Source organism: Tumebacillus amylolyticus (assembly GCF_016722965.1).
GTDB classification, from domain to species: Bacteria; Bacillota; Bacilli; order Tumebacillales; family Tumebacillaceae; genus Tumebacillus; species Tumebacillus amylolyticus.
Map to the genome: position 1 here is coordinate 502,245 of NZ_JAEQNB010000002.1, position 17,963 is coordinate 520,207.

18 protein-coding genes are annotated in these 17,963 nt (G+C 56.1%); 5 read left to right on the forward strand and 13 right to left on the reverse strand.

All coding sequences use genetic code 11. The features are described from left to right. The first annotated feature begins 59 nt into the window (after window positions 1–59). Complete coding sequence (locus JJB07_RS09420) at window positions 60–740, forward strand: hypothetical protein (protein ID WP_201634094.1); 681 nt, start codon at window positions 60–62, stop codon at window positions 738–740. A gap of 43 nt (window positions 741–783) precedes the next feature. Here the strand turns inward: JJB07_RS09420 and JJB07_RS09425 are convergent, their stop codons facing one another. The 8 genes from JJB07_RS09425 to JJB07_RS09460 all read right to left on the reverse strand — a co-directional run bounded on the left by JJB07_RS09425 (window position 784) and on the right by JJB07_RS09460 (window position 8,578). Beyond that, the gene (locus tag JJB07_RS09425; protein WP_201634097.1) at window positions 784–1,041 is read right to left on the reverse strand and encodes an HPr family phosphocarrier protein; all 258 of its coding nucleotides are present in this window, start codon (window positions 1,039–1,041) and stop codon (window positions 784–786) included. A 71-nt stretch (window positions 1,042–1,112) separates the two neighbouring features. After that, a complete protein-coding gene (gene whiA, locus JJB07_RS09430; RefSeq protein ID WP_201634100.1) occupies window positions 1,113–2,051 on the reverse strand; it encodes a DNA-binding protein WhiA in 939 nt (312 codons plus the stop codon). A 40-nt stretch (window positions 2,052–2,091) separates the two neighbouring features. Then, entirely contained in the window at window positions 2,092–3,258 is a 1,167-nt protein-coding gene (locus JJB07_RS09435; RefSeq protein WP_201634102.1) for a YvcK family protein, read from the reverse strand. Window positions 3,259–3,265: 7 nt separating this feature from the next. Beyond that, window positions 3,266–4,132, reverse strand: coding sequence for an RNase adapter RapZ (rapZ, locus tag JJB07_RS09440; protein ID WP_201634105.1), 867 nt, complete (start codon window positions 4,130–4,132; stop codon window positions 3,266–3,268). Window positions 4,133–4,280: 148 nt separating this feature from the next. Then, complete coding sequence (locus JJB07_RS09445) at window positions 4,281–6,344, reverse strand: methyl-accepting chemotaxis protein (RefSeq protein ID WP_201634108.1); 2,064 nt, start codon at window positions 6,342–6,344, stop codon at window positions 4,281–4,283. A gap of 140 nt (window positions 6,345–6,484) precedes the next feature. Further along, window positions 6,485–6,946, reverse strand: a complete 462-nt coding sequence (locus tag JJB07_RS09450) for an NUDIX hydrolase (protein ID WP_201634111.1) — start codon at window positions 6,944–6,946, stop codon at window positions 6,485–6,487. 261 nt (window positions 6,947–7,207) lie between these two features. Beyond that, the gene (locus JJB07_RS09455) at window positions 7,208–7,840 is read right to left on the reverse strand and encodes an FMN-dependent NADH-azoreductase (protein WP_201634114.1); all 633 of its coding nucleotides are present in this window, start codon (window positions 7,838–7,840) and stop codon (window positions 7,208–7,210) included. A 36-nt stretch (window positions 7,841–7,876) separates the two neighbouring features. Beyond that, entirely contained in the window at window positions 7,877–8,578 is a 702-nt protein-coding gene (locus JJB07_RS09460) for a pirin family protein (protein ID WP_201634117.1), read from the reverse strand. A 161-nt stretch (window positions 8,579–8,739) separates the two neighbouring features. Between JJB07_RS09460 and JJB07_RS09465 the strand changes: the two genes are divergently transcribed. Further along, window positions 8,740–9,060: a winged helix-turn-helix transcriptional regulator gene (locus JJB07_RS09465; protein ID WP_430727219.1), complete on the forward strand. Its 321-nt coding sequence runs from the start codon at window positions 8,740–8,742 to the stop codon at window positions 9,058–9,060. 60 nt (window positions 9,061–9,120) lie between these two features. Here the strand turns inward: JJB07_RS09465 and selB are convergent, their stop codons facing one another. The 4 genes from selB to JJB07_RS09485 all read right to left on the reverse strand — a co-directional run bounded on the left by selB (window position 9,121) and on the right by JJB07_RS09485 (window position 14,817). Further along, window positions 9,121–11,013, reverse strand: coding sequence for a selenocysteine-specific translation elongation factor (gene selB, locus JJB07_RS09470; RefSeq protein ID WP_201634123.1), 1,893 nt, complete (start codon window positions 11,011–11,013; stop codon window positions 9,121–9,123). After that, entirely contained in the window at window positions 11,010–11,954 is a 945-nt protein-coding gene (gene trxB / locus JJB07_RS09475) for a thioredoxin-disulfide reductase (RefSeq protein WP_201634126.1), read from the reverse strand. The genes selB and trxB overlap by 4 nt, the downstream gene beginning before the upstream one ends. Window positions 11,955–12,072: 118 nt before the next feature. Then, window positions 12,073–13,785 carry a tetratricopeptide repeat protein gene (locus tag JJB07_RS09480; RefSeq protein WP_201634128.1) on the reverse strand — a complete coding sequence of 571 codons (1,713 nt, stop codon included), beginning with the start codon at window positions 13,783–13,785 and terminating at the stop codon, window positions 12,073–12,075. Window positions 13,786–13,833: 48 nt separating this feature from the next. Beyond that, the gene (locus tag JJB07_RS09485; protein ID WP_201634131.1) at window positions 13,834–14,817 is read right to left on the reverse strand and encodes a ribose-phosphate diphosphokinase; all 984 of its coding nucleotides are present in this window, start codon (window positions 14,815–14,817) and stop codon (window positions 13,834–13,836) included. Between the two features lie 125 nt (window positions 14,818–14,942). Here JJB07_RS09485 and JJB07_RS09490 point away from each other — a divergent pair, with 125 nt between their 5' ends. The 3 genes from JJB07_RS09490 to JJB07_RS09500 all read left to right on the forward strand — a co-directional run bounded on the left by JJB07_RS09490 (window position 14,943) and on the right by JJB07_RS09500 (window position 17,019). Further along, window positions 14,943–15,368 (forward strand): rubrerythrin family protein, encoded by a 426-nt coding sequence (locus JJB07_RS09490; protein WP_201634134.1) that lies wholly within the window; start codon window positions 14,943–14,945, stop codon window positions 15,366–15,368. Between the two features lie 84 nt (window positions 15,369–15,452). Continuing rightward, window positions 15,453–16,040, forward strand: a complete 588-nt coding sequence (locus JJB07_RS09495; RefSeq protein ID WP_201634137.1) for a DUF3501 family protein — start codon at window positions 15,453–15,455, stop codon at window positions 16,038–16,040. Between the two features lie 109 nt (window positions 16,041–16,149). Next, the gene (locus tag JJB07_RS09500) at window positions 16,150–17,019 is read left to right on the forward strand and encodes a hypothetical protein (protein ID WP_201634140.1); all 870 of its coding nucleotides are present in this window, start codon (window positions 16,150–16,152) and stop codon (window positions 17,017–17,019) included. A gap of 93 nt (window positions 17,020–17,112) precedes the next feature. Here the strand turns inward: JJB07_RS09500 and JJB07_RS09505 are convergent, their stop codons facing one another. Next, complete coding sequence (locus tag JJB07_RS09505) at window positions 17,113–17,904, reverse strand: histidinol-phosphatase HisJ family protein (RefSeq protein ID WP_347338335.1); 792 nt, start codon at window positions 17,902–17,904, stop codon at window positions 17,113–17,115. Between the last annotated feature and the right edge of the window lie 59 nt (window positions 17,905–17,963).

Sequence of the window (17,963 nt, forward strand, 5' to 3'; positions counted from 1 at the left end):
TCCCCTCGTGCATACGGTAGGTAGTAGCCCAACGAGTTGAACAGGAGGTGAGCAGCCAAGTGAGTACCATTGGACTGCTTGAAGGCTGGGCGGAAGGTCGACCCGTACGCTATGTGGCAGCCGGGCTCACCCCGCTGACCCTGTCAGGAATGTACGTCCTGATCAGAGGCTACGACCCAAAAGGCGGGCCGCTACTGCTCGCCCGTCATAAACAAATCCTCGACTCCGTGCCGGGGATGTCCACCTATAGTTCCTTGCGCGTGGTCCACTTTGTCGAGGCCCCGTCGGAACTTGCACCGGATTCCATCAAAAGCGTGCAAGACGTCATGCGCCGCGGTCTGCGTTTGCGCACCCCCGGCATGATCGTCAACGCACCCGTCGTTCCCTTGGATGCCAAGAGTCCGGTCTACCCTGTCGTTCCGGCGTGGCATGAAGGCCAGATGATCGGCTACCTCGACATCGGACCTACGCCGATTCGCTCGGGCAACGTCTTCCAACCGATTCGCGGGATCGACAAGACCACCGGCAAGATCGTACCCGTTCCGGATTCGAAACTGCTCTTCGACATGCTCCCGAGTCACCCGATGTACAGTCCGATCTGGCGGTTGCACTATGTGCGCGTGCCCGAGGACTTCGACGTCGACAAACTGCGCAACGTCCAGCATATCGCCGAACACAAACTGGCCGTCCGCCCGACGACGTCGTTCCTCAACCTGCCGATCCCCGATGTCGGGGTATGAAAAAAAAACCACGTTCCGCACTTGCGGGGAACGTGGTTTTTGCTTATTGCTCGTTTTCGATCAGCAAGGCCAACTTCGTCACCGCTTGGTCGGCATCGTTGCCTTCCGCGCGGATGATGATCTCAGCGCCGTTCGAAATCGCGAGCGACATGATGCCCATGATGCTCTTGGCGTTGACGGACTTGCCTTCCTTCTCCACAAAAACATCGCTTGCGTACTTGTTCGCTTCTTGCACGAACAGAGCAGCCGGTCGCGCATGCAAACCGGAGCGCAAGCCAACGGTTACTTTTTTCTCTGCCACCGCTAAGGTCCCTCCTCAACGTCACTTAACGCTAGTATACCATATGAGGAAAAATTTATGACGAAAAATGTTTAGATCCCTTTGCCTTCTTTGACACGCTCTGCCATGTCATCGAGTTTGCGCAACCGGTGGTTGACGCCCGACTTCGAGACTTTTCCAGGCAACATCTCCCCGAGTTCCTTCAAATTGATGTCGGGGAACTGCAAGCGAATCTCGGCGATCTCCCGCAACTTCGGCGGCAAGTTGTCAAGACCAATGACTTTTTGCAGAAGTTTGATGTTCTCAATCTGACGGACAGACGCTTCGATGGTTTTGTTCAAGTTCGCCGTCTCGCAGTTGACGAGGCGGTTGACTTGGTTGCGCATCCCTTTGACGATCCGCACGTCTTCGAAACGCAACAGGGCCTGGTGTGCGCCGATGATGTTCAAGAACTCGATGATCTTCTCGACTTCCTTGAGGTAGACGACGTACGTGTTCTTGCGGTCGATCAGCTTGGCGTTGAGATCGTACGCGTTCACATGTTCAAGCAACGCTTCGCTGTGGTCGAGGTCGGTGGAGGAGATCTCCAAGTGGTACGACGAGCCCTCGGGATCGTTGACCGAACCGCCCGCCATGAACGCCCCGCGCAAGTAGGAACGCTTACAGCAGGGTTTTTTGACCAAGTCGGGGTTGATCCCGGAGACGAACGTCAAATTGGAGTTGGCGATGCACAGTTCTTGGAGAATCTCCGGCGCGTTGTACGGCACGCGCATCATGTAGATGTTGTTTTTCTTGAGTCGCATCTTCTTACGGACGAGCAGTTCGGCGTGAACCCCGAACAGTTCCTTGAGCAACGTGTACATGCGGCGGGCAATCGCCGCGTTCTCCGTTGTGACGTCCAGCGAGAAGCGTTTGTTGGCGATGACGACCGCGCCGTTCATTCGGATCATCGCGGCGAGCTCCGCCCGCTTGCAGCAGGGTTTGAGGTCGAGCATCGTCAGTTCTTTTTTCGTGCGAGCGGCGAAAGACAAGGTCGTTCACCTCCTATCCTATCCAGACCGATACGTGGAATTATTTGCGAAGTTTGTTCGGATCGCGCCCGATCAGTGCGAGAATTTGCTCCGAGATGCGACGCGCATCGTGACGCGCGTAGATCGAGTAATGTAAAAAGTTGCGGGCGATGACGTTGAGCCCCATGTTCTGCAAGTTCCAGAGGTCGGCGACGACCGGGATGGATTCCTTTTCCCGATACTGCTCGACGACAGCCGGCGGAATCGGAGCGGAGTTGACGAGGATGTAGTCGAACAGTTCGACGCCCACATGGTCGTAAATCGCTTGGACATGCTCCGACGCCGTATAGTCGTCCGTCTCCCCCGCTTGCGTCATCACGTTGCATACGTAAATTTTCTTGGCACTTGCTTCCTTGATCGCCTCGGTCAACCCCGTAACGAGCAAGTTCGGCAAGATGCTGGTGTAGAGCGAACCCGGCCCGATGACGATCGCATCCGCCTCGCGAATCGCTTCCAGCGATTCAGGCAGCGGATCGAGGTTGTTCGGATGCACTTCGACACGCTCGATTTTTTTGTTCGCTTTGGGAATCTGCGACTCGCCTTCGACAAACGTACCGTCTGCAAAAAACGCTCGTAGAATGACCGCTTCGCGTACCGCCGGCAGCACGCGCCCGTTGACGGCGAGGACTTGCGAAGACTGCTTGATCGCCGTCTCAAAGTCCCCCGCGACATCGGTCATCGCCGCGATGAACAGATTGCCGAAACTGTGTCCCGCCAAACCCTCTCCGCCTTTGAAGCGGTACTGCCAGAGCTTCTCCATAAAAGGTTCCGTGTCGGACAGCGCCACGAGACAAGCGCGAATGTCACCGGGCGGCGGGATGTCCAGTTCGGAACGCAACCGCCCGGACGAGCCGCCGTCATCGGCGACCGTGACGACCGCCGTGATGTCGATGTCAAACTCCTTCAAACCGCGAAGCAGCGTCGAGAGGCCCGTTCCGCCGCCGACGACGACGACGCGGGGCTTGCGTTTCTCCAGCAGCATCTGCGTGCGGGTGATCTGCTCATCCCGCCACCAACCAAACGCCAAGAGTCCCGAGCCGAGCAACAAACAAACCAATCCGATGACCGACGATTGGCCGGGCACGCTGTGGATTCCGATACCGGCCGCGATCAGACCGAGCCCGAAGGAGCAGACGGTCCACGCGAGGAGCAACCAGTAGCGCACCATCGGTGGATCAACTCTTTTCCGAGTCGCGGTGAACGACGGTCGTCCATTCGCGGTCTTTGATGTGTTCGTGGAGATATTCGGCGAGCGCCACCGAGCGGTGCTTGCCGCCCGTACACCCGATGCCGATCACGAGCTGGGTCTTGCCTTCCTTGCGAAACTGCGGCAACAGGAAGTCCACCATGTCGGTCAACTTGTTGGCAAACGCGTGAGTGATCGGCCACTTCATGACATAGTCGTACACGTCTTGGTCACGACCGGTCAACGGGCGCAAGTGGTCGACATAGTGCGGATTCGGCAGGAAGCGCACGTCGAAGATCATGTCCGCTTCGATCGGCACGCCGTGTTTGAACCCAAACGACATGATGTCGACTTTCATGTGTTGCTGGTCGATGTGCGAGAACCGCTCGACGATCTGCTGACGAAGGGCGCTCGCTTTCAAGTTGGTCGTGTTGATGATGAGGTCCGCTTTGCCGCGAATCTCTTCCAACATCTCGCGCTCTTCGTGGATGCCCTCGACGACACGTCCGTCCTTCGCCAACGGATGGCGACGGCGCGTTTCTTTGAATCGACGGACGATCGTCGAATCATCCGCTTCGAGAAATACGATCTGGTAGTTGACGCCGCCCTTCTGCTCCAACTCTTGCAGAGCATCGAACACCGTGTTGAAAAAATCACCGCCGCGCATGTCGCAGACGAGGCCGACCTTGGTGACCTTGCCTTGCGATTGCACGATCAGGTCGCCAAACTTGGGAATCAAAGCCGGCGGCAAGTTGTCAACGCAGAAAAACCCGATGTCTTCCAGCGCGTCAATCGTCACCGATTTCCCCGCACCGGACAGACCCGTAATGATCAATAAATTGATCTCCGTTTGCATGGTGTTCACCCCGCTTCACTCAGAATCCATACCTCCTAGTGTACCAGAAGCACCTAAGGAAAGGAAGAAAGCACCCACACAAAGCCCCCCCATCGAAAAAAAGAGCCTTGGCACACGCATGTGCCAAGGCTCCTTTTTCAATCAGGCGTTACTTGTCGTTGTCTTCGGGGTCCGGTGTCTCGCTCGGGAGTTCGTCCGAAACTTCCTCCTGTGCCGCAACTTCGGCACGAAGTTCTGCGTACGCTTCCTCACGGTCGAAGTCCGCCTCTTCGACGACTTCCACCGTTTCGATCACGAGACCTTCGAGGTCTGCAAGCGCCGCGGCCGAAGCGAGCGCCATTTCGTTTGGCATCTCCGACTCGAACTCCGCTTCGAGGTCCTCGACCGACTCCAAACCGAACGAGTTGCTTCCGTACAGTGCCTCTTCCATCTTGAATCGACGGACGGAGTGGTCGAGCTGTTCCGCAAGACCCGCCAGTACAGTCGCCGCCGAAGAGATCTCTTGCATCCCCGCCAACTGCTGTTGCGTGGCTGCCGATACTTCCTCGACGCTCGCCGCCGCTTCCTCGGTGATCGACGCGACGTCCTCGATGTTCCCAAGCACTTGCTGGGTCGAACTCGCAATCGAATCGGTCGTCGAAGCGACCGTCTGCACTTGAGTCAGCATCTCTTCGATCGAAGACAAGATGACGTCGAAGGAGCGGTTGGTTTCGTTCATCGCACGCACACCGTCTCCGACGCGCTTGTTCGTGCCCGCCAACGCCGCTTTCATCGTCTCCATCCCCTGTTGGGAATCGCTTACGATGTCGCGGACTTCGTTGGCCGCTTTCGAAGATTGGTCGGCCAGCAATTTGACTTCGCCGGCAACGACTGCGAATCCGCGCCCGTGCTCTCCGGCACGCGCTGCTTCAATCGCGGCGTTGAGCGCCAGCAAGTTCGTTTGAGCTGCAATCTCGGTGATGACGTTGACGATCTCGATGATGCGGCTCAATTGATGGTAGAGCACTTCGAACGCTTCCACCGTATCGGTGTTCGCATCGCGGATGCCGTCGATCTGCTCGGACGTGAGTTCCAGCACTTCGCGCCCAATGGACGCGACTTGGGAAGTTTCCTCCGCCTTGCCGACGATGACGTCCATCGTCGTGGTGATCTCGCCGACCGCTTCGGCCAGTTGGTTCATGAGGTTCGCACTGTCTTGCGAACGCTCGACTTGGCGGGACGTACCCTCGGCCACTTCTTGGACCGTGATGGCCACCGAATGACCGGCGCGGTTGGACTCTTCCGCCGAAGTTGCCATGCGTTGCGACGCAGCTGCGACTTGGTACGACGCTTCGCCGACTTGCCCGATGATCACGCGCAAATTGGCAATAACCGCCGATGTCGAGCGTGCCAGTTGGCCCAGCTCATCATGAGCGCGAATGTTCGGATCGACGCGCAGGTCCCCGTCTGCCAACACTTCGTTGACTTCGACCAAACGCGAGATGCGCTTGAGGAAGTAGCGGTTGGTGGCGAGACCCAGAGCTCCTGCGAGAATTGCGATCACGGCGATGACGACCAGCGTCATGACCCACGAACTGACATAAGTGGTATGAAGGACAGACTTGGAGTCTTCGATGACGGCCACGTTTTTCTTGTTGATATCGTCAAGCGTTGAAGTCAGCTTCTTGTACGAAGCGGAGAGATTCCCTTCCCAGAGCTGGAACGCGACGATCTGGCTTTTTAAGGACTCTTCGATGACCTTGTTCTGGGCATCGGAGTAGGATTGCCAGTTTTTCTTGAGTTCAGCGACTTTCTTCTGATCTTCCTCAGTTGTTGCGACCTTCTCGTACTCCTCAATGCTCTGCTTCATCTGCAGGTTGAGTTTGTCCAAGTTGGTGGACAACACTTTGCGTCCATCATTCGTGTCGGTTCGGATGTAGTTGACGATCAAACGGTCGTACTGTGAAACCTGCACCTTCATGTCTTCGGCTAAGCGCATCGCGGTGAGGTTCTCTGTGAGGGCCTTCTCCATGTCGTTGTTCAGGCGCGACAATTGAAAAATCGAGGTTGCCCCCACCAAGACAATTCCGCAAAACGTAACGAAGATGATGAGACCGAGTTTTTGGCTGAGACGCAACTTGAATCGGTTGTCTACCGCTTCATAAAAGCGGTCTAGCAGCGACAGGATTCCCGATTTCTTCAGGGCAGTTTTGAAGTACTTCTTAGTAGTCATAGCTCTCCACCCCCTCAGCAGCAAAGAATAATTTAAACTCTCACCAATTCTCTGTCAGGGTTATGGTTTCCTGCTCACACACTGAATAAAATTTTGTGCAAATTCTAAACAAGTTGAGCTAATCAATGCTACCGAACCATTTAAATCCCTGACTCCGGGCGCCATTCGATCAGCTCATATTCCGGTGTATACCGGAACGTGCCGGTCACCAGACCCTCCGCCTCCCGAATCTGTGGGAGGAACCGTTTGTCCCCCTCCGCCATCGGGCGCTTCATCCACTCGTCGAGCGGTACCCATTCCAAAATTCCTTCTTCACACTCGGACACCAATTCGCCCGTAAACGAGCCGGCCGCAAACGTGAACAACATCCAGTGGTTCACGAGTTGTCCGTTTTCTTCGACGAGGATCGTAAACACGCCGCGCAGTTCAGGGTCTTGCAACACCAGACCCGTCTCTTCGCCGATTTCGCGTACGACCGCTTCATGCAGGGATTCGCCGGTTTCGACTTTGCCGCCCGGCACGACCCACCAGCCGCGTCTGGGCTTTTGCAACATCAAAACCTTATCTTCTTGTTCGATTACACAATGGACTACAAGTTGCATCACTTTATCACCTTTTTTCAGAATAACACCGCTTCTCGAAATAAAAAAGGGGCGAGGACTCTCTTTCAAGAGTATCCTCGCCCGTGAACAGTATCTATACATTGTAAAGGGGGGTCAATGTGATATCTACACTATAGCGCAGAAATATTTCACAAGTGTTACAAACGGGTTAACAAAGAGTGACAGTTGTTCACAGTTCAAAAAAAAGCCCGGCACACGCGAGGCGTGGACCGGGCTTCTTTTTCACAAACGGGGTGGAGATTAGAAGGATTTCGCGACTTGCTTCGCTTTTTCAACGCCGGCAGCTTTGATTTCAGCAGCTTTGTCCGGTTGTGCAGCTTGACCTTCGACGAAGATCGATTCCAGGGAGAAGCCGAGGAATTGTGCGATGGTCGCCAGGTAGCGGTTGCCAAAGTCCCAATCGCGGGTCGGGCCTTCGGAGTACACGCCGCCGGACGCTTGGATGTGGACCGCTTTTTTGCCGCCAAGCAGACCTTGCGGGCCTTGTTCGGTGTACTTGAAGGTCTTGCCTGCCACGCAGATGGAGTCGATGTACGCTTTGAATACCGGAGGGAACGAGAAGTTCCAGAACGGGGTGACAAATACATACTTGTCAGCGCCGACGAACTCGTCAGCCAGTTCGTTCAGGCGGGTTACTTTCGCTTGCTCGCCTGCGGAGAGGGTGGAGAAATCAGCGCCCGAGCGCAGTTTGCCCCAGCCGCCCATGACTTCTTCGTCGATGTGCGGGATGTTGAGTTTGTAGAGGTCGAGGTGAACGACTTCGTCGGACGGGTTTGCCTCGCGGTAAGATTCAACGAATGCTTGACCGGTGGTCAGACCGAAGGAATGTTCAACCGGGTTCGGGTTTGCGGTGATGTACAGAACTTTTGCCATTGTTAGATTCATCCTTTCATGCTGTGGGTTTTAGGTTTAGACGAGGTCAATGAGCATAAACTCGGCCCCATCAGGACTGCTGAGGGTGAGGGTTGGAACGTCAGAGATCCGCGCTGCATCGCCTTCGTGCATCAACTCGCCGTTGAGGTCGAGGATGCCGCGAATGACGAAGACATAAAAGAGCCGATTCGCATCATCTGCAGTGTGAGTTAAGGTCAGACCTTTCTCTAAGTTAGAAAGGAACACCGTCACATCTTGATTCATGTGCATCGCGCCTTCAACGCCGCGTCCGGAGACGACGGGAAGCAGGGTGTTGCGCTGCTGTTCCTTGGTGAACTCCGCTTGTTCCCACGAAGGCGTGAGACCTTGCTTGTTCGGCAAGAACCAGAGCTGCAGGAAGTGGACGGGCTCCGTCTTGGAGTGGTTGTACTCCGAGTGGTAGACGCCGGTTCCGGCCGTCATGCGTTGAACTTCACCCGGACGAAGCACGCCGATGTTGCCCATGCTGTCTTGGTGTTCCAACGCGCCGTCGATCACATAGGTCATGATCTCCATATCTGCATGCGGGTGGCGGCCGAAGCCCTCGCCCGCTTGGACGGTGTCGTCATTGAAGACACGCAGAACTCCGAAACGGACGTTTTGCGGATCATAGTATTCCGCAAATGAGAAGCTAAAGCGTGAGGTCAGCCAACCGTGCGAAGCTGTGTAGCGTTCCTGTGCTCGAATGAGTTGGATCATCTGTGTGTCACCCCTTGTCTATCATGTCCGTTTCCCTGAGAACCAACACTGGATTAGTAGCTAACTAAAAGTAAGCATCGAACTTTATGTGAGTATCATAGGTGATCCCTCTACCTTTTGTCAAGGGTCTTGTGTTACACTATCTTCAGGAGATGATGAGCATGGAACACGATCACACGCTGTGCCCGAAGTTTGAGACGGCGTTCACCCTGCTCGGGAAGCGTTGGAACGGCTTGATCATCCGGGTGCTGATGGACGGACCGTCTCGGTTCAAGGAGATCTCCGAACTCATTCCCGGCATGAGCGACCGCATGCTCGCCGAACGTTTCAAGGAACTGGAGGCTGCGGGCATTCTGATTCGACGTGTCTACCCGGAGACCCCGGTCCGCATCGAATACGAACTCACCGACAAAGGCCGCGCCCTCGAACCGCTGATGAACGAAGTCCAGCACTGGGCTGATAAATGGGTAGACGAATTGTAGCTCACGAAAAAGAGGCGTCCTCACATAGAGGATGCCTCTTTTTTTGCTTGCACGAGGAGACTAGGAGATCACACGCTTGTCTTCGATGCGCTTGCTGAACTTGATGTCATCGAGGTATTCGAGGATGAGCACGGCGAATTTGCGCGACGTGCCAACCCAGTCGCGGAAGTCGGCGACGGAGTACGCACCGCTGACGGAAAACTTCTCGCGCAGAACAGACTTCGCCTGCTCCAAGAACTCGCTGTGCAAGTACGAGCCCCCGCCGAGTTCCACCAACGTTCCACGCTCCTTCAAGTAGTGGAGGAGTCCGTGGAGCGTTTTTTCCAAGGCGTTTGTCTGGGTCCGTACTTCCTCGACAGACGGCGGTTGGAATCCTCCTCCTCGGTACAGCTCCTCGATTTTCTGCAGCAACTCCCGCTCGCGAAGCGTGAACGGAACATCGTACCCGCGAATGCCGATCTTGTCACGGAAGACTTCGAAGCGTTCTTGCCCGACAGAGGAGCCAAGCAGAGCGTCAAACAGTTTGGGTTTCATCCCGACCTGCGACAACACCTGCGCTTTGGGCACCGTTACGTGGTACTTCTCTTTGGCAAAGTGTACGCGAATCCGTTCCTCGACTTCATCGAACACTCTCGCCAACCAATCGGCCGACACGTAGCCGCCTGCAATCGACACAACCAAACCAACGCCTGCCATCTCCTGCAAGCAAACTTCTGCCGCTTCCACGGTCAGTTTGACCTGCGGTGCCACGTCGCGAACGCCAAGTCCCGGCTCCTCCGTCAACACCTGCAAAATCAACTGCTCCGGCCCGCCCTGCTCCCGAAGCAGCAGGTCTTCCAGCACATACTCGCGTCGTCGGCGATGGACACGCGACGGAGTCGGGTCGATCACCGTCCCCCCGCCAATCGTCAACATCGGCGAGTAGGAACGCACGATGAATCGGTCCTGCGGCGCACAAACCACCGGACTTTCCAACGCAATCTGCACCAACGCATCTTCGCCCGGCTTCAACTCATCGCTCTCCAAGATCGAAACGCGACCCAAAACTTCACTGGCGCCGAGATAAAAACGAATCCGCGACGAATTCGTCAAATTCCTCGGCGAGTCGGGCAGCAGATGCAACCGCACGTCGACCAAGTTCGTCGATTTGTACACGCCGGGCTTCGCAACGACCATGCCGCGCTCAATCTCGGCACGCTCGACGCCCGCCAGATTCAGCGCGGCCCGTTGCCCCGCTTGCGCACGCTCGACCGTTTTGCCATGCACTTGAATCGTGCGCACCCTGGCAGACAAGCCCTGCGGCAACAATTCCACGACCTCGCCCGTCTCCACGCCGCCGGCAAAAACGGTCCCCGTCGCGACCGTCCCAAACCCCGGCACGGAAAACACGCGGTCCACCGGCACTCGCAACGGAGCGGTCACTTCACGCGGCGTCACTTCTGCCGCCAATTCGCCGATCAAGAGACGCAACTCCACAATGCCGGCCCCCGTCTGCGCCGAAACTCCCACCATCGGAGCGTCTGTCAAAAAAGTCCCCGCCAGTCCCTCGCGGACTTCCTCTCGAACCATCTCCAGCCATTCGGCTTCTACGGTGTCCGTTTTGGTGAGCACGATGATGCCCTTCTGCACATGCAACATTTCCAAGATGTGCAGATGCTCCACCGTTTGCGGCATTATGCCTTCGTTGGCGTCGATGACGAGCAAGATCAAATCGATCCCGCCCGCCCCTGCCAACATGTTGCGGATGAACCGCTCGTGCCCCGGAACGTCAATCACCCCGAGGCTTTTGCCGTCGGGGAGATTGAAGGGGGCAAATCCGATGTCGATCGTGATGCCCCGTTCCTTTTCTTCCTTATGAATGTCGGTGTCAATCCCGGTCAGCGCTTTGACCAACGACGTTTTGCCGTGGTCGATATGTCCCGCTGTGCCGAGGATGATAAACTCCTCCGTCACTCTCCATCCTCCGTCCACAATTCTACGTAATGACCCGCGTAGAACGCCGCAATTGCGCCGTCCCCGGTCGCCGTCACCACTTGGCGAAGCACCGTGTCGCGCACGTCGCCCGCTGCGAAGACGCCCGGAAGTTTCGTTTCCATTTTCGCGTTGGTCGGGATGTAGCCCGACTCGTCGAGCAGGTTCGGCAATTCGGTGAGGAAATCGGTGTTCGGCTTCATGCCGACGTAGATGAACACACCGTCACACGGGTATTCAGAAGTTTCGCCCGTTTTCGCGTTCTTCATAAGCACGCGCTCGACTTTGTTCTCGCCGGCGATCTCTTCGACCACGGTGTCCCAGATGAAGGAGATTTTTTCGTTCGCAAAGGCACGGTCTTGCAAGATCTTCTGCGCACGCAGTTGGTCGCGACGGTGAATGATCGTGACTTTCGAAGCATGGCGCGTCAGGTAAATACCTTCCTCAACCGCAGAGTCCCCGCCGCCGATGACGACCAGTTCCTTGCCCCGGAAGAACGCACCGTCGCAGGTCGCGCAGTAAGAAACGCCGCGGCCGCGCAGTTCGTCCTCGCCCGGCACGCCGAGTTTTTTCGGTTCTGCACCCGGAGTGAGGATGATGGTTTTGGTCAGGTACTCCCCGCGGGAGGTGATGACTTTCTTGATCTTGCCTTCGATGTTCTCGATCTTCTCGACTTCGGCGGTGATCATCTCGCATCCGAAATCGCCCGCTTGCTTGTGCATAATCATCGACAGGGTCGGCCCGTCAATCGACTCCACACCCGGGAAGTTCTCGATCAAGTGCGTGGTGGACGCTTGCCCGCCCGGCATGCCGCGCTCGATCATGGCTACTTTTAAATTCGCACGGCCTGCGTACAGACCTGCGGTCATCCCCGCCGGACCGCCGCCGACGATCAGCACGTCATACAATTGTTGTTCGCTCATGAAAAAGACCTCCTATATAAAACGGACCTCGTTTGTAGTATGAGAAAAAGGACAAAGAGTTCATCCCTCTTTGTCCCTTAGTATATCCCGATGCAAATGTAAGTGAATGTAACGATTGCTACAAATCCTCTTGCCCCGCCAGCAATCTGGAAACCTTCGACACCGAACCCGGCGTTACGCCGTAACGGGCGGCGACTTCCGTTTGCGTGACTTTGATCCCCAATCGGCGCAGAACGGTGTATTCCAGACCGGCCGACCACGCCAACGTCTTGCCGATTCGCGGCGGTGCCGTGAACGTGCGATGCAAGAATTGGGTCCACACATCGCGTGCGAGCAGACAAGCTTCGTCGCCGAACGTCGAGTTCATCTGCGAGACGGTACCGTCCAGCACTTCCTGCCACTCCGGACGCAAAGTCAACAGATCATCTTGCGGCATCGATTGCACACGCCACAGATGTTCCTCCTGCTCCAGGTGAACATGGAACGGCCCTTCCGCCCCCATATGCCGCAGCACATAGAGCGCATGCCGCTTCAACTGGTCGCTTTCGGCCGGATTTTTTACAAATTCACGCAGGGCGTGCTCGACTTCTTTGTCGGCAATCAGGGCAAACGCTTGGATGACTTGGCGTTTGGTTTCGCCGTCTCCGTGACGCAGTGCCCAGAACAGCGACGAGCGCACCATCGGATCGGTGTGCCAAGCGCCGAGTTGCCCGCTTTGCAGTTGGACTTTCATTTTCTTGAACTGCTCTTGGAACGGGATGTGATACTGGTACGAGATCGGTTGGGACATCCGCCCCGTTCGCACCGCATCGTGAACGCGCGCCAAGAAAAAGTCCGCGACGGTCGGATCGGGATCGAGGTTCTTGACTTCCTCCCAAATTCGTTCCGCCTTCTGATAAAAGCCGAGGTTCGCCGCAGCAGCCGCGACGCAGTGCAGCAGTTGCGCGTCTTGGCGGTCGCTCCAGCGCAGGAGTTGACGGAACAAGCGATACGCAGCCGTATGCTCGCCGAGAATCCCCATCGTCGTCGCCAGTTTGTACGTGTGGTCAAAGTACAGCGGGTAGAGTTTGCGCAGGCACGCCAAGATCTCCTGCAACTGTTCCTTTTTCCCGAGATGCTGATAAAAAACGGCCAAGTTGCACAACGCATGCACGTTGCTCCGGTCGCGTTCCAAGACGGCAATCGAGGCGTCGATTGCTTTTTCCAATTCGCCGAGGTAGTAGTACGCAAGCGACAAATTGTTGCGGGCCGACGTCGAATCCGGATGCTCGGCAATCGCCTGCTCCAAATATTCGGTCGCTTCCATGAATTTGCCTTCCTCTAACAATTGGCGGGCAATGTCATGGTCGCGCTGCTCCGCTTCCTGCCGTTCGCGTCGTTCGTGCAGGACTTTGCCGCCGCCGAACTCTTGGACGAGAATCTGCAACATCTCGTCGGCGTCCGACGCGAATTCACCCTCCGGCTCTGCGTCGAGGTATCGGGCGGCATAGTCCTCGGCGAGGTCGTAACTGCCGAGGTTGGCGTAGTTGTTCGCCATATAGAAGTAACATTCGACCATGTCCGGGTCGATGTCGCCTAAGATCTTTTCAAGAATCAGGTTGGACTGCTCGAATTCGCCCAACTCGGAGAGAATACCCGCGAGATTGCAGTGGTTGACCGGGTTATCCGGCTCCAATTCCGACGCCTTTCGGAAATTTTTGAGTGCGTTTTTGAGGTCATGACGATCCAAGTAATGAACGGCCCGTTCAAAATAGAAAGTGGCATCCACCTGAAACGGAATCACATTGTTGCTACGTCCCGTGCTTTGAATCTGGCTCTTCGGTTGGTCCACGCGCGGTCACCTCCTTGCGTTCCAGTATACCATAACCCTCTGGGGGTGTCATGACTCGCCCTGTTCGCACCCTTGATAGGAAGATTCGGCAAACAACATCGACATCGAACGGTTGTTATGAATTCGATTGATCGCTTCTGCAAAAAGCGGCGCTGCCGAGAGCACCGTCAATTTCGGCAGATTCAAGTCCTGCACCGGGAACGTGTCGGTCACGATCACCTCTTGAATCGCCGGATGCTGAATCCGCTGAGGCGCCGGATCGGAAAAAATCGCGTGCGTCGCACACAGCAACACTTCCGGCACCGCCCCGTGCTCCACCAAACTCTCGATGACTTTGATGATCGTGCCGCCCGTGTCGATCATGTCTTCTATAATAATCGGAACTTTTCCCTCGACCTCGCCGATCACATGCGTAATCTCCGCTTCGTTGTGCTTCGGGCGGCGCTTGTTCATCAGCGCGACAGGCAGATCGAGGTACGTGGCGAGCCGTTCGGCGGTTTTGGCGCGGCCGGCGTCCGGCGAGATCACGATGGCGTTGCTCAAGTCCTTGGTGCGCAGATAGTCGGCGATCAAGTCGAGGGCCGTCATGTGGTCGACCGGGATGTTGAAAAAGCCCTGAATGGCGGCGGCGTGCAGGTCCATCGTGATGATGCGCTCGGCGCCGACGGTGGTCAGGACGTCTGCCACCATCTTGGCGGTGATCGGCTCGCGGGGAGAGTCCTGTTTTTCCTGACGTGCATAACCGTAGTAGGGAAGGATGACATTAATCATGCCTGCCGAGGAGCGTTTGAGTGCGTCGATCATTACCATCAGCTCGACGAAGTTTTCATTGACCGGGTGGCAGAAAGATTGGATGACGTAGACGTCCGCTCCGCGCACGCTTTCCTTAATGTTCACGTAGAGTTCGCCGCTTGTGAAGCGGGAAATCGTCGTTTCGCCAAGCGGGAGTCCAAGCAAACGGCAGACTTCCTCGGCGAGGGCCGGGTTGGACGAGCCGGAGAAGATCTTCACGTCGTCGCGCAATCGCTTCATTTGGTGCAGTCATCCCCTTTTTTTGTCGAAATGTGATTGAGGTTACATACTGAACGGTCGATGTTGAGTTAGTCTAACTTTAGACTTATTACACACGTTCACAAACCAAGGAGGAGAAATCAAACATGGCAAACGTAAAAGGCACCAAAACCGCAGACAACCTGAAAGCAGCATTCGCAGGTGAATCCCAAGCAAACCGTCGTTACCTGTACTTCGCAGAGCAAGCTGACACCGAGGGTCTCGAAGAGATCGCTTCCCTGTTCCGCAACATTGCGAACGGCGAAACCAAGCATGCATTCGGTCACTTCGACGCACTCCGCAACAACGGGGAAGGCGACCCGGCAACCGGTCTTCCGGTCAACACCGCAAAAGAAATGCTCGCTTCCGCAATCGCAGGTGAAACCTACGAGTACACCGAAATGTACCCGGGCTTCGCAGCAACCGCTCGCGAAGAAGGCTTCGAAGACATCGGCGAATGGATGGAAGTCATGGCGAAAGCAGAACGCGTTCACGCACAACGCTTCCAAAAGTTGCTCGACTCCCTCGAATAGTCTCCTTTTTCGTCTAAAAACGACTGTCCTGTACATCATACGTACAGGACAGTCGATTCATATCGCAACGGAGGTGGATTTTTCATGGCAACCGCAATCACCCGCAGCGACCTGGTGGCACTCCCGACGTACCGCCAAGGCCGTGATGAGTATCTGCAAAAGATGATCCAGTACAAAAAGTCGCGTCGTCTGAAACTCGGCCAAGACATTTCGATCTTGTTTGAGAACCGTCAGACGGTGTTGTTCCAGATTCAAGAACTTGCCCACAGCGAAGACCTGACCGATGCCAAAGAGCTCGACGAGTACATCGACATCTATTCCGGCATGCTCCCGGGCGACGATGAGCTGTCGGCCACCCTGTTCATCGAACGGGACAACCAAGAACAACTGGCGAAGATCCTCGTGGACCTCAAAGGGATCGAGCATCACTTGTACCTGCAAGTCGGCGATGAGAAGCTGAAAGCCGTGTTTGAGGAAGAGCACGACGATCGTGAGAACACGACCTCCGTCCACTACCTCAAATTCCCGATCACCGGCACCGCCAAGGCGTACCTCACCAACGGCTCCTACGAGCACGAAACCGTCCGCGTCCTCCTCGACCACCCGAACCTGCATGTGGAAGCACCGCTCGACGCCGACCATGTAGCATCGCTTGCCAAGGACCTCGCCTAACTTCACAGCTCGTCCGATGAACAGTCCACTCCGAAACGGGAAGTGGACTTTTTTTCTACACATGTTCCCCACGGTTCAAGCCACACTAGAGAACAGGGGGTGAGCATTCATGACATTTGCAGGGTTTATCATTGCTGTGGCAGTCATCGGTGTGCTCTTTTATGCGTGGTATTACTTTGTGCATCGCAACGGGACGAACGAAGCCGGTCAGATGAATGGTCAGCAAGGCAATCAGCGTCCGAGCAACACGCGTCCTGCGTTTGGCTCTGAAGTCGGTACGATCGGTGAACGAGAGGCGCAAGATCAACAGCCCGCACCGATCCGGTTGCGTCAAGCTGACGGTACGCTGAACAACGACAACGTGGAGATCGGCTCGATCGGTGACTTCAAGCAAGATCTCCAGTCGGAGTACGGCTTGTCTCCGAAGCAACAAGACTTCGCGTCCTCGCAAGTCCAACAGCAGGTGCGTCAAGACGCTCAGCAAGCCTTCTCTTCCGAAGTCGGCACCATCGGCGAAGCAGGTTCGCAAAAGTCCGGCGCTCAGCAACAAGGCATGCAGGCTCAAGCGGCCCAAGGCAGCAACTTCGCTTCGTCGCAGGTCCAGCAGCAAGTCCGTGCAGACGCCCAGCAAGCGTTCGGTTCCGAAGTCGGCTCCATCGGCGAGGCAGGTCAGCAGCAGCAACAACTGCAGCAGCAAAGCTCCTCGACGTTTGCGAACGCTGACGTTCAACAGCAGATGCGTCAAGACTGCCAACAGACGTTCAGCCAGCAGAGCGACCAAAGTCAGGGTCAGGGTCAGAACCAGACCGCCGGCGCCGCGATGCAGAAGTACACGGTAGAAGCAGGGCAGATCGGCGAAGAACTCAGCATCATCGACGGTCAAGGCAACACGCTGATGCCAAACTTCATTCCGGGCACCAACGGAATGGGCTACTACCCGCCGCAAGTCGCTCAAGAAGAGAACAAGAAACAGCAATAACGTCCCACCGCAAGTGAAAGTGACCCGGCAAACCTCCACACGCAACAAAAAACACCCCTGTCCGGACTCTCCGGGCAGGGGTGTCTCCTTTTTCTAGATCTCAATCTCGTACCGCTTCCGTCCCGTAAACCCGTGAACGTGCGTGTACCCAACCTGCTTCAACAACTCATACACCGTCGCAAAACCCTCCGCGACAAAACCCGGCTGGTGTGCATCCGATCCCACGGTCAGCGGAATCTCGTGGAATTTCATCATCTCCATCACCCGGACGCTCGGGAATTGCTCGGCACACGGATAGCGCAGGCCCGACGCATTGACTTCTACACAAACTCCCGCGTCACGCACCGCCAGCACCGTCTGCTCCAACAGTTCGTCCACACTGCGCTCCGGCTTCACACCAAAGCGCTTGATCACATCGAGATGCCCGATGATATCAAACAACCCGCTCTGCGCGGCCAACTGCACTTGGCGGTAATACTCCGCGTACGTCTCGTACACATCGCGCCCGTCCCAGTTCGAAAGCTCCGCACTGTTCGTATGGTCCCATTCGCCCAAGAAATGCACCGAGCCGATCACGTAATCAAACGGGTATTGGGCAAGCAACCCCCGAACCTGCTCTCCATACCCTTCCACCCAATCGCCTTCCAATCCGACCTTCACGTCGATCTGCCCGCGGTACTTCTGCTGCAGAGCCAACGCCTCTTCGACATAACCCGGCAATTGCTCCATCAACATCGCCGACCCCTCGCGGTGCGGCACATGAATCAAGGGCTGGTGGTCACTCAAGCCGATTTCTTTGAGCCCTTTGGCAAGAGCTGCTTCAATATACTCCTCCAACGTCCCGACCGCATGGCCGCAACGCTCATGATGCGTATGATAATCCACAAACAACAACCCAAACTCCTCCTCTTCACTCCAGTAGCTGAGTAAAGTATACCACAAAG